The organism is Lysobacter sp. CA196, assembly GCF_052078695.1.
In the GTDB taxonomy this organism is placed as follows: Bacteria; Pseudomonadota; Gammaproteobacteria; order Xanthomonadales; family Xanthomonadaceae; genus Lysobacter.
The window spans coordinates 1-12,392 of the sequence record NZ_JBQJIN010000022.1 but is presented as its reverse complement, the minus strand read 5'-3'; the positions used below and the strand labels follow the sequence as shown (position 1 = coordinate 12,392).

Genomic DNA, 12,392 nt, shown 5'->3' with positions numbered 1-12,392 from the left:
ACACCGCCCACGGCGAGCGCTCAGGCCGACGCGTCGGGTTCCCAGACCATGTAGACGTCGGCGCGCTGATAGTGCGAGCCCGGTCGCGGCGCTGGGCGATGGCGGAAGCCCACGCTTTCGTAGAGCTTGAGCGCGGGCCCGAGACGGGTACTGGACTCCAGGAACAACTCGCGCCCGCCCATCTGCGCGAACGCATCGATCGCGCCGGCCATGAGTTTGCGGCCGATGCCGCCGCCGCGCAGCGACGGCTCCACCGCCATCTTGGTCAACTCGACCAGGCCGTCTTCGTGGCGCATCAAGGCGACCGTGCCGAGCACCTGGTCGGCCTCGTCGACCGCGAACAGGACCCGGCCGCCAGCGGCGAGCAGATGCGTCTGCGGATCGCCGAGCACCTCGCGGTCGACCGGTTCGACCGTGAACCAGCGCTCCAGCCACTCGATGTTGAGGCGGGCGAATTCGCTGCGCCAACGCGGTTCGAAATCGACTACGCGGACGGTGCCGACCACCTGTTCGGAGGCCGGCGCGGAATCGTTGGAGGTGTCGTCGCTCATGCTTCGATCATAGACCGGCGAGCGCCGCGTTCGCAGCCTCGGAACGGCATCGGCGGCCGTAGCGGCCGTAGCCGCCGCTGTCGAAGCGCCCGACCCGAGCGCTCAGCGCTTGCCCTGGCCCTGCTCGCTCTTGCCCTGCCCGCGCGCCGATGCGGCGCTCTTGCCCTTGATGGGTTTGTCTTTGGCGGCCTTGTCTTTGCTGGCCTTGTCCTTGGCGGCCTTATCCTTGGCCGCCTTGGCCAGGTCGCGCTCGCGTTCGTAGTCGCGATAGGGGCGGTTCGGATAATCGCGGCGCAGTTCGGTATCGATGGTGATCGGCCGGCCCCAACGGTCGTAGGTCGGCACGAAACCGCGCTTGAGCCGATGGAACTCCGCCGAACCAGGCTTGATGCCCAAGCGTTGCGCGATCGCGCCCCACCCTTCGGCGTGGTCGCGGCCCCACTCGTCGACCACGTAACGGCAGGGCCGGCCCAGCACTTGCGCGATCGCACAGGCGTAGTACACGTCGCCCGGCGTCCAGCGGCGTTGGTTCAACAAATCGCTGACCAGTTCGCGTGGCGCGCCGTAGTAGCGGACCATTTCGTCGATGAAGGGTTCGCGGTAACGCGCGCCGTAGCGGTTGATATCGCCCAGCCAGGCGTCCACCCACACGTCGCCGCTGCGCGGATTCCAGCCGGCCGGCAGGTCCTGGGCCTGGACCGCTCCACCGCCGAGCAAGGCCGCGACGGACGCGGTCAGGGCGAAGAAATGGGTCTTGAGCTTATTGGGCATGGGAACCTCCTGGCGGGCGGGCACGCGGTCGATGCGTGCCCGTAATCCGTTGCTGCGATCGCCGATCGGTGCGGCGAAACGCCGCGCGCTCAGCGCGAAATGGTGAACTTGCCGAAGGCCACACCGATGTCCCAGCCTTCGCCGGTGCCGGCCAGGGCCAGCGACACTTCGCCCTTGGTCATGACCTGCGCCTTGCTCGACTTGGCCGCGCCGGCATGGGCCTCGGCGGTAGCGTAGCTGCCGAGGGTTTCGGCGATGTTGTGCACGCCGGAGAACTCGCCGGTACCGTTGACGATGCGCGACTTGCCGAAGCTCAGGCCGCCGCCCTTGGCGCTGATCCGCACCGACAGGCTCTGGCCGTTGCTGCAGCTGATCGTGCCGTTGCCCGAGGAGGTCTTGTAGAACACCGACCAGCCGGACATGTTGAACTTGAGTTTGCAATCGACCGAACCGCGGGCCGAGGCGGCGCCGGGCACGGCGATCGCCGCCAGCAGCAGCGCGCCGAGCAAGGCGCGTCGCGGCCGCAGGCGGGACGACCGACCGCGAGGGGAGACGGCGGGGTTACTCGCGGGGTTCTTTGCGGTGTTTTCAGTAACGCTACGCATGGGCGGGCCTCGAACGATGGCGGAACCGGTCATGGACGACGGCATGTCGTGCCGGTGAGGGAGGCTAACACTGCCGGGTTGCAGCCTTCCCGGACTCGCCTCCTGACCGGTCAAACGACGACGGCGCCGGAGGCGCCGTCGTGTGGCTGCGAACCGACGCCTGGATCAGTCGTCGTAGCGATCGCGCCAGCGGCCGTTGTCGTGGCGGCCGTAGCGGTCGCGGTCGTGACGGTCATGACGGTCGTAGTAACGGTTGTCGTAACGATGGTCGTAGCGCGGATCGTAGTAGCTGGTCTTGCACTTGCCGCGATGGTTGCAGTCGCGGTCGTAATAGCGCGGGCCGTAGCTGTAGCGCGGCGGCGCCGGGCGATAGCGGTGCTCGACGTAGCGCGGCGCATTGCGGTAATAGGTCGGCCGGCCGTAGCGGTCGTGCACGACGATCAGACGGTCGGCGTAACCGTAGTTGCCGTAACGGTAGTACGGGGTGTTGTTGCGAACGATCACGTCGGCGATGTCGACGATCACGCGAGCCAGGTCGTCGGCTCGGGCCGGTGCAGGGATCGCGACCGCGCCGATGCCGGCGGCGATGACGATCGGTGCAAGCCAGCGGGACAAGGCGGTCATGTCAGTCTCCTGTAACGCCTGCTCCTCGGCAGGCACGGTGCGAATGTGCCTCCGCCACCGTGAACCGGCTTGGAATGGTTCCGGGGTCAGCGCCGGCCGCTCAGTCGCGGTTGCATTGGCCGCCACTGGGGTCCGCTCGGGTCTCGCCGACCGGCCCGGAAAGGCCGCACGCTCGCCCACTGCGCAGCCGGCGTTCAGGCGCCAAACGAAACCCGATCCGGCCCACTCGGCGGCAACCCCCGCCTTGTGCAACGGCCGCCGTCCGGCACGGCGACGGCGGCTTTGCAGGAGCTGCGCAAACCGCAGGCGTCGCTATCGCGAATGCCCGACCGGGTTGCCGGATCGGTCCGAGGCGCTATGCGGACCGGCGCGCATCCGCCATGCCGGTGCAACCCGCCCCAGCCTCACCGTCGCCGACCTCGCCTCAACGCCGCGCCCGGACCGGCCGATACCGCTTGTCGTCGCCGTAGGCCTTGGCCTTCGTGTCGATGTTCGCGCACAGGCGCCCCTCGCACAGGGACACATCGGCCTGGTTATAGGCGCGCATCAGGTCGGCCTTGACTCTGTTCTCGCTGACCTCGGCACGGTAGTGCCACGACAGCCAGCCGCCACCGGTCAGCAACAGCAGAACGCCGGCAAACGCCGCGACGACGACTTTCCAGACCAATCGCCCATGCAGCGACTCCAGACGCTTGATCTGCACCGCCAATCCCAGCGAACCCTGCTGCAGCAGCACACCAGCCCGCTGCAGCCGCTGCTCGTACGCTTCCACCGGCTGCGATAGCCCGCCCTCTACCTTGTCGATCACGGCTCCGGACAGACCGCGCAGACTCTCGTCGGCCGACTGTAAGACCGTCCCCGCCACCTGCTGCGACAGCTCCTGCAACTGCACGCAGGTCGCGCGCTGATGCTTTCCGATTTCCTCGCAGCGGCGTTCGAATTGCTCCATCAAGACCGCAGTCCTGCCGAGCAGCGCGGTCAACTCGTCTTGCCGCATTCCAGCGCTTCCCCGGTGCATTCCCGAGCCGAGCCTGCATCTTCCGGACCCGACGCCTCATCGGCGCCGGATCGCGGATTGCCGATCACTTGATGCGCGGCCCGCTCGGGCCCGGCAGGGCCTGTTCGACGGCCTGCTGCTGATGGTCGACCGTCGCCACCGCCTCGCTGCGCAGCTCGCGTCCCGGCGCAGCCGCCGCGGCTTGCTGGGTCATTTGCCGGAACGCATCGCGATCGCCGCTTTGCGAAGCCGTCAGCATGCGATCGACGAGGGCGGAAGGATGGCTCTCGGCCGACTGCGATGCGGCGGGAACGGGCGGTTTCGCAGGCGTATCGTCGCGCCGGCCGTATTTCACTATGCCCGGCTTCTCCGAATCGGCGAAAGTCCTGACGCCATCGGGATTCCAGGTTTCCTTTATGTGCGCCCCGACGCTTCGATAGTAGTCGGCGAGCTGCTGGGTATCTTGAATCATCGACCATTTGCCGCGATCCACAATCGCCACCGGGAACTCGCCCGGCTTGGCGACCGCCCCCAAAAATCCTCCGTCCTTCTTCACCACCCCGGCCTCATGGCTGACCATGTAGCTGGAGAAACTGACCTGCGGACCATGGCGGATCACGTTGTGCTCGATATCGACGACCGGGCGATTCCCATCGACTGCAGCCACCGCACTGTTGATCGCATGTCTGATCGCCAGCTCTTCCTTTGAACCGACCAGCGGCGTATGCGGCAAGCCGGCTCCGCGGAACGTCAGCATGTCGTGCATGTCGTAGTCGCCTGTGAACGGCAGCGCCCTCCAGCTTTCCTTTGCTTTGAGCGGTGCCAGCGACTCCTCCAACCGATTCATGTCGATGGGATAGATGTTCCCCTTGACCCTGTCGCCCAGACCGTGACCGCTGCTGAGATAGATGCCGGTCAGTTCTCCGCTGCCCTTTTCCCAATGACCGACATAGCCCTCGATACCGGCGTCGCGCACCTTCTGCAACATACCCGCGGCATTCGCCGGATATGCCTTGGCTATCGACGATTGCTTGATGGTTTTCTCAAGAATATCGTGACCTTTCGCCGCCGCCCCTTCTTCGAGGGCGGCCAGGGTAGCGGCGCCCGCCGCCCGGAAGCTGACGGCAAAATTCCCTTTGCGCGACGCCTCTTCGATCGCAACCCGATGTTGTGGCGTCAAGAACTCCCTTTCGACCTGGCTGACGACATCCTCATAGTTCTTTCCACCGGCATTCTTGCCCACGACGATCTCCTGTTCAAATTCGATGTTTCCACAGGATATTTTCCTGCGGCTGCGGTGCGTCCGCGCGAACGTTGTTCGAAGATGCGGTTGACTGTTCATTCGCCGATTCAACCGGGCCTCAATCGCACGGCCCGGCAACGGCTACGCCCTTCCTTGGATGGAGCTGGAACGCCGCATCTTTCCGCGAGTACGCATTAAAGGTCAGTTCCATCGAATATGGCATAGGGAAAATTCTTAGCTCACCCGCAACTCTCCACCACCAACCCATGCGCTTGCGCGTTTCGTATGCACAGCAACTCCCGCAGCGGCCATACGCAGCATGTCGCTACCACCGGGTCCGGATAGATCCGACACAGTTCCGAATCGACAAGCACGCAAACCTCGCCGAGCTGTCGGAAGCTCGCCGTGGATGCATCGGGCCATACGGCTGGCCGGTTCCAACCCCGCTGATGCAGCGGCAGGAAAACGCAGGCCCTGCGGTTTCAGGCTTTCGTCCGGCACCGACGACGACGCGCGATCGCAAGGACGATGACGCCGCATGCCGAATCGGCGACTTCGTTCTTTCGATCAATTCCGCTCGCTCGAACCCATTCGCCCGATCGGACCGCTTCGCGCCTACGACCGTCGCTGCCTGAAACACCGGGACGGGTGGCCGGAGCCAAGAGCCGTTGCCTTGCTGGAGGGCACCGCCACGAAGCGGCGAGTACCACTCTTACGTCACAAACCGACGGGCGGCTCCCGCCGCCGGCCGCTCCATCGGAGTCGCGACCTCCGCCAGCGCCTGCCGGGCCCGGGTCTGCGCGGCCTCAGGCTCCGCGATCGAAGCGCGCGATCGCCTCGGCGATGGCGTCGGCACCGCCTACCGTCTGCAGGCGTGGATGTTCGCCGCTCATGCCGTGCTCCATCTCGTGCGCCCAGGTCACGTGGTAGGGCATGTGGATGCCCCAACCGCCCAGCGCGATCACCGGTTCGATGTCCGACCTCAGCGAGTTGCCGACCATGGCGAAAGCACCCGGCGCGACGCCGAATTCGGACAGCACGCGCGAATAGCTGGCGTCGTCCTTCTCCGAGACGATCTCGATGCGGTGGAACAGATCGGCGAGGCCGCTGCGGGCGACCTTCTTTTCCTGATGGAACAGGTCGCCCTTGGTGATCAGGACGATGCGGTGGCGGGCCGCGACGGCTTCGACCGCCTCGCGGATACCGGGCAACAGCTCCACCGGGTGGTCGAGCATGGCCTTGGCCAGCAGCACGATCCTGTGGATACCGGCGGCCGAGATGCGCGATTGCGTGATGTCGATCGCCGCCTCGATCATCGACAGGACCATGCCTTTGACGCCGTAACCGAACAGGGCCAGGTTGTTGCGCTCGACGGCCAGCAGGCGCTGGCGTATCGAAGCATTGTCGATGTCGACCCAGGCGCTGAGGATCTTGTCGAATTCGACCGCGGCCTCCTGGTAATAGCCCTCGCTATGCCAAAGCGTGTCGTCGCCGTCGAAACCTACTAGTTCCAGCATGGGTCTGCCTTGAAGATCGGTGCGCCGCTCGCTGCGCTGGCCGGGGTTGGACCGGGCCCTCGGCCTCGGTCGACACGTCCGCGACGCAGGAGCCGCCGCGGTGACGCGCCATTATCCCGTAGCCCGCAGTGCCGCGCCTATGCGGCAACGGCCGGGAACGCCGGCCGCCTCGGTCGTAACGGCCTCAAGACAGCGGCCCGGCGGCACGGAGAGAAGTGCCGGCACGGGCCGCCAAGGAACGCTTCGAGGAGCGATACGCCTCCGCCGGGTCGACGCCCGGTTCGGTCGACTGAAGCGAGAGGTCGGGCGGGGCCGCCGGCAGGTAGAAGAAGGCGCCGCCCCGGACCCTGGCCCGGCGGCAAGCGGCGCCTTCCTCCATGGCCAGGGCCCGCGATTCGCACCCGTGACCATCCCCAACGCAGAACCTTCAGTTCTCGTGCTCGCCGCCCTCGTCCAGGAAGTTGTTGCGCCGGCCGAACTTACGGTGGCGCTCGAGCTGAGAGTTCATGTAACCGGAGATCAACGCCGCCAGTTCGCTGTCCGGGCCAAGCGCATTGATCACCGTCAGCCACATGCCGCGATAAATCCAGCGGTTGCTGCGGACGTAGTTCTTGCGCCAGGGCCCATAGACCGTCTCGGGCAGTTCGGTCCAGAAACGCCCGGTCGCCATGACCCACAACGCCGCCTCGACGAATCGTCGTGCGTCGTCGGCGCTGGCGTTGCGCGTATAGACCGTCCGCGGCAATACGGCTTCGATGGCCGCCCACTGCTTCTCATCGAGCCGGGTGAATTTCAATTCCTCGCTTTCGTACTGGGGCATGGGCTCGGCTACCAGCTCGTCCACGGGATCGTCGATTTGTTCGCTGCTAAACGGATGGATATTGCACACGGCGTGATCTGCTTATGGGTATGTCTAGGGGGGTTCCGAAGGGTCCTTGCCGACATGGGCGATTCCATCGACACAAACCAGGATCGGAAGACTGGACGCAGTGCATTACCTCCTTGGAATCGGACTGCTTCGATTCGTGTCGCGGCCTACGACGGATTGCTCATACCGGGCTTGCGCCCTTGCTGGCCCAACGCTTGTTTCGTCCACGACCGCCATCCTTGGCCTCTCTTGCTGGGAGTGCGCCGCCGGATAGCGACGCAAACTAAATGTTCTTTGGTGCACACAATGTGCATGGCACGAATGTTTGAAGCGTGCGTTCAATATGGCCCGAATCGAAATGAAAATTTGATATGTGCAATGGATTTACGCATTGATTACTCGCGATTATTTACCTGGCCGAGCAAACCCGATCGCCTCCATGCCCCCCGACACAGCCAGTAGCGGCCTGCCAATTCATTACATTTGAAACTCTGATCTAAAGCATCCCATCGCAATCTTTATCTCGACCGTTGCGCATCAAGGCAAAGGCGGCGATCGGAACAGGCGCTCGCGAATATCTCGACCGCCTGCTCCACACCCCTCGACACCAGCGCACCAAGATAAAAGCAGCGCACCGGAATCTCCATGAGCGAAATCCACTACGCGCCGGCTTTTTATGTTGTTGGCTGAATCCGCTCCCGCCCAGCGTCCTGTTACGCTAATTGGCTGGTATGGATATCAATACAAATTCTGTGCCAACCGTCACGTTTTTGGCCAAATTTGGCAAAGTTTCGTCAACTTCGCGATGAAACGGTTTACATCGAGCGATAAAGCGCTCTTCGTGCCAGCTACGTGCCAAGTGCACCTCACCCTTACCCCGTCCGACCCACGCATTGGGGCGCTAATTGACGGTAAATGTCAGCGGCGTGACACTGAACCGGGGTTTTCGAAAGAAACACCTGACCAAACTTGTCTTTTAACCGGCGTGGATAGCCAAACGCCGATCAAATCCGATACAGGTCCGGGTTTTTCGCAGGATCGTATGGATTTAATGCACACCACAGCCCATTACCGAGCCGAGGCCGCGACACGCAAGGAATAAGAAAGGTGTGACATTGCGGCGCAGCCTGGATCGGCCAACGCAGATTCGCGGGCGAGATCAACGAGCGCGCGTCGCCGGATACCGGACTGCATGGCAGTGCGGGCTGATTGCCATGACCGGGCAAATAGCCGGCATGCGAGCCGGGGGAACGCAGCTGACTGCTATCGATACGCCGCCGGCGATCCGGCGGCGCTGGCAGTCGCCGATTCAGTCGACCGTGCAGGTCAACGTCACGACCACGGATGCTCCATTGGCGAGCGCTCCCAAGGCGACGCCGCTTTCCAGCTGAGCCAAGCTCAAGCCCGGCGGACAAGCCGTCCCGCTGCAACTCGGCGGCGCGGTGCAGGTCAGGCCGCTGCGGCCTGCGGCAGGATCGCTCAACACCGCACCGGTGACCGTATCCGGGCCGCTGTTGCTGACCGCGATGGTGTAGATCGTGGTCGCGCCGCGCGTCACGGTGTCGTTGGCTTGGTCGCTGGGACCGGAGCCCGGCGTATTGGTCTTGGTGATGACCAGGTCGGCCAGCGGGTTGCGCGTATTGGTCAGCGTGCAGGTCAGATCGTCGCCGGCCGCCAGTGTGAGGTTGAAGCTGCCGCCGCTGCCGCTCGGGGTCTGTCCGCCGGCCGATGCATTGGTGCAGGCATAGGTCGTGACGTAGTTGGCCAGGTTGGCGCCGGCTGCGCCCGCTTCGGACAGGGTGTAGACACTCGCGAGCGTCGCTGGGCCGAGAATCGCGATCTCGGCCGGCGTATTGGTGCTGCCGGTCGTGGTCACGCTGACCGGCCCGCCGGCACCGCTGATCGTCAACGCGAACTGATCGCTGCCGACGAAGCGACCGAGCGGCAAGGCCTTCTGCAAGCGAAGCACGGCCAACCTGCTATTGCTGTAGGTGCAGGTAACCGTTTCGCCCGAATCGATGTCGATGGTCGCGATTCGCCCTGCCAGATCGATGGTGCTGCCGTTGTCGGGATCGACGCATGTGAGCGCACTCAATACCCAACCGCCGACGATGGCTTCGGTCACGCTGTAACTACCGGCTTCCAGACCGGTGAAGGTACGCGTGTTCGGCAAAGTCGCATCCGCATCGTCATCGAGCGAGAACGCGACCAGGCCGGTGCCGGTCGTGGCGAAGGCGAAGTCTTGTGCGTTATTCGGTATCGCATCCTTGACGATCACGATGGTGCCGGTGGGGCTGTCGCTGTCGGTGGCGCTGTTGTTGGCGGGCGTGGCATCGCTGGTGCCCGCGCCGACCGCCACCGCCGCGACATTGGTCAGCGCACCGGTCGCGCCCACGGCAATGGTGCCGGTGACGGTGAAGGTGACGCTGCTCGACGTGTTGCTGCTATACGGCAGTGAAGGAATCACGATGCCGCTGCCCTGCATCAACGAGACGGTAGTGTTGGCCACGCTCGGACAGACGCCTCCGCCGGTCGGGGTACCACAGGTCACCGCACTGACGGTGAAGTTGGGAATCGAAGGGTCGGTAAAGACGGCATTGGCCGCGCCGAACGGGCCGGCGTTGGTGACCACGACGGTGTAGCTGCGTGCGGCACCGGGCGTGTAGCTGTCGGTCGCCAGGTCGTTCGGGCCCGAGGCCGGCGTGTTGGTCTTGGTGACCTGAAGGTCGGCCCCGAAGGTGATGTTCGCGGTCGGGCAATTGGAACCGTCGTTGGAGCTGGAACCCGGAGCGCCGCTGATCAGGGTGGCCACGCCGGTAGTGAGGTCGAATTTGTAGAAGCCGCTGGGCGGGTTATTACCCGAACCGTACAGCCCGTTCGGCGCCCCGTACATCGCACCGAAGAATCCGGCTGGCAGGCCGTTCGGCACACCGATGTTGGTCACCGCACCGGTACTCGGATTGACCGACACCAGCTGCCCGCCGTTGGTCACGCCGTAAAGCAGCCCACCGACCCAGGCCCAGTCGGCGATGTTGATCGCCGAACTGAGCGTAATCGGCGTCGCCGTCAACGTCGTCACGTTGACCGCATACATGGTCGTACCCGCGGCGACGTTGTCCTTGACGTAGAGAATGTTGCCGGCCGTGCCGAACGTACCGGTGATATAGGTCGCGGCCGGCAGGCCGGTGACATTGCCGACCGTGCCCGCGGTGCCGTCGGCACCGATTCGCACCAGGGTGTTGGTGCCGGTGGTGACGATGCCGTACTGGTAGTTATCGCTCGGGTTATATCCGACCGCGTTGTACAGCAGGTTGGCGCTGCCCTGCGCGTTGAACACCAGGGGATTCACGCTGGTATCGATCTGATACAGCGTCGTCGGCGTCGGTGAGCCCGGCGACTGCTCCAGCCATAGCCGCGAATCGCAGGTGCCAAAACTCGGCTGGGCGACGGTCAGCGTCGCATTCGGTGACAACACCAGATTGCCCACCGTGCTCGACATGTTGCTGGTGTTGTTGATGTGGCTGCCCACCACGCTCGAGGTCACGTTGACGGTCAGGGTGCAAGTTGCATTCGCCGGTACGGTGAATCCACTAATCCGGACGCCCGTGTCGCCGGCGGCCAAGGCGCCGCCGCCCGCATCGAGGAAGGTCGCGCCGGTACAGGTGCCGCCCGTCGTGGCATTGGCGATAGTCACGCCGGCCGGCAGGTTGTCGGTGAAATTCAAAGGGCCGATCGCGGCTGCGGTGGCTGGGTTCGTACCGTTCGTGGCGTTGGTGTTGTCGATGGTGAAAACCAGACTGCTCGTGCCACCCGGCGCGATCGAGACCGCGCTGAAAGCCTTGGTGAGCGTCACCAGCGGAAACGACACCGACCAGCGCCAGCCATCGCCAAAGGTGCCCGCCAGACCCGGAGTGGTGTTGACCGCAGTCCAGTTCTGGATCAAACCGCCGCTGAGCCGAAAGCTGCCGCAACCGCCGACCGGATTCGCTCCGGCATCGGTCACACAGCCGGTCTGATCCGCGACCTGGACGGTGCTGTTGAAGGTCGTGGGAAAAGTCGCACCGGACACTTCCATCGCATTGTTCTTGACCAGTTGGACCGGCGTCACCGCGCCACCCGTAGTCGTGGTGCCGCTGACCGCATAGGTGCTGGTGTCCAGGTTCACCATATGCAATACGGGTGCGATCACTGGCTTGTTGAAGCTGAAAGCGTACGACACTCCACGTGATACACCGGCCGTGCTCAACAGACAATGTTCGATGGCGGCACTGCCGACCGGCGGATCGGGCTCGAGGTAAGTCGTGACATTGGTGCCCGCAAGCTGTCCGATTCCGGTCGAATGGGCGGCGAGCGCTAGGCAACCGACTGGAACATTCGTCGTGCCGGTCTGCGAATAGGTACCGGTGACGCCGTTGCCGAAGGTCAAGGCGATGGAATTGCCATTGACGGTTGTGCTGCCGGTGGCGTTGGTCATCCACTGGTCGGCGTGTGCAAGCGGAGAGAGCATCATCGCCGCGAACATGGCCGCCGTAAGCGATCCTCTGCCCAGAGGACCGTTCGACGGACTGTTTCGCGCGCCTCTCGTTTTCATCTACGCAGACTCCAATCACTACGAACAACGACTGTGAAATCCATCGGATCGATTGCCGCCCCTCCCTGCGCGCCGCGTCCGCCTCCGTTCTGACCCGCTACCGCATACTGCTATCGCGTCTCGATGAAACCGCGACTCAAGGCGATGGTGATCGACGCGCCAATATCGAGCGCCCAGCGCGATACCGTTCTCAAGTTCCGAGAACGTCAATGTCGCCGGATCGGCCCCGATCGATTTCTCGGCGGTCGCGGCAGAGGCCGCGCCGCCCCTGCACCGCAACCGAACTCGATCAGTAGGTTCCGACCAGATTCAAGAACCACCCCTTGTGGTCGTAATCGAAGTTGGTCAGGTCGTCGCTGAACTCGGTGAAGTTGTAGCCCACGCCGACGCGGAAGTTGCGGCCGATGTCGCGATCAACGCCGATCAGGAAGCCCTGGCGCTCGCCGCCGTCGCGCACGCCCAGCCAGCGGTACTCGGCCAGGGCATGCCAGGTTTCGGCGAACTCGTAGCGGGTCTGCACCGCGGCGAAGGTCGTCGCCGAATCGGCCCACTGGCCTTCGAGGCGACCGTAACGCACTTCGCCTTCGCGACGCGCCAGCTTGCCGGCGAACTCCCAGTGGTGGTT

General features: G+C 64.3%; 10 protein-coding genes. All 10 read right to left on the bottom strand.

Translation table 11 applies throughout. The annotated features are described in order from the left end of the window. Window positions 1–20 precede the first annotated feature (20 nt). A complete protein-coding gene (locus tag ACTOWK_RS17350) occupies window positions 21–551 on the bottom strand; it encodes a GNAT family N-acetyltransferase (protein ID WP_441331356.1) in 531 nt (176 codons plus the stop codon). 102 nt (window positions 552–653) lie between these two features. Beyond that, window positions 654–1,322, bottom strand: a complete 669-nt coding sequence (locus ACTOWK_RS17345; protein ID WP_441331355.1) for a hypothetical protein — start codon at window positions 1,320–1,322, stop codon at window positions 654–656. 89 nt (window positions 1,323–1,411) lie between these two features. Next, the gene (locus tag ACTOWK_RS17340; RefSeq protein ID WP_441331354.1) at window positions 1,412–1,831 is read right to left on the bottom strand and encodes a hypothetical protein; all 420 of its coding nucleotides are present in this window, start codon (window positions 1,829–1,831) and stop codon (window positions 1,412–1,414) included. 261 nt (window positions 1,832–2,092) lie between these two features. Further along, entirely contained in the window at window positions 2,093–2,551 is a 459-nt protein-coding gene (locus ACTOWK_RS17335; RefSeq protein ID WP_441331353.1) for a hypothetical protein, read from the bottom strand. A gap of 424 nt (window positions 2,552–2,975) precedes the next feature. After that, window positions 2,976–3,533 carry a relaxation protein gene (locus ACTOWK_RS17330; RefSeq protein ID WP_441331352.1) on the bottom strand — a complete coding sequence of 186 codons (558 nt, stop codon included), beginning with the start codon at window positions 3,531–3,533 and terminating at the stop codon, window positions 2,976–2,978. Window positions 3,534–3,633: 100 nt separating this feature from the next. Then, on the bottom strand, window positions 3,634–4,890 hold the full coding sequence (locus ACTOWK_RS17325; RefSeq protein ID WP_441331351.1) for a hypothetical protein: 1,257 nt from the start codon (window positions 4,888–4,890) through the stop codon (window positions 3,634–3,636). Window positions 4,891–5,597: 707 nt separating this feature from the next. Beyond that, entirely contained in the window at window positions 5,598–6,308 is a 711-nt protein-coding gene (locus tag ACTOWK_RS17320; RefSeq protein WP_441331350.1) for an HAD family hydrolase, read from the bottom strand. Between the two features lie 427 nt (window positions 6,309–6,735). Further along, window positions 6,736–7,197 carry a transposase gene (locus tag ACTOWK_RS17315; RefSeq protein WP_441331349.1) on the bottom strand — a complete coding sequence of 154 codons (462 nt, stop codon included), beginning with the start codon at window positions 7,195–7,197 and terminating at the stop codon, window positions 6,736–6,738. A 1,288-nt stretch (window positions 7,198–8,485) separates the two neighbouring features. Next, window positions 8,486–11,650: a beta strand repeat-containing protein gene (locus ACTOWK_RS17310; RefSeq protein ID WP_441331348.1), complete on the bottom strand. Its 3,165-nt coding sequence runs from the start codon at window positions 11,648–11,650 to the stop codon at window positions 8,486–8,488. A 406-nt stretch (window positions 11,651–12,056) separates the two neighbouring features. After that, the coding region (locus ACTOWK_RS17305) for a hypothetical protein (RefSeq protein WP_441331347.1) at window positions 12,057–12,392 on the bottom strand (336 nt) is incomplete at its 5' end.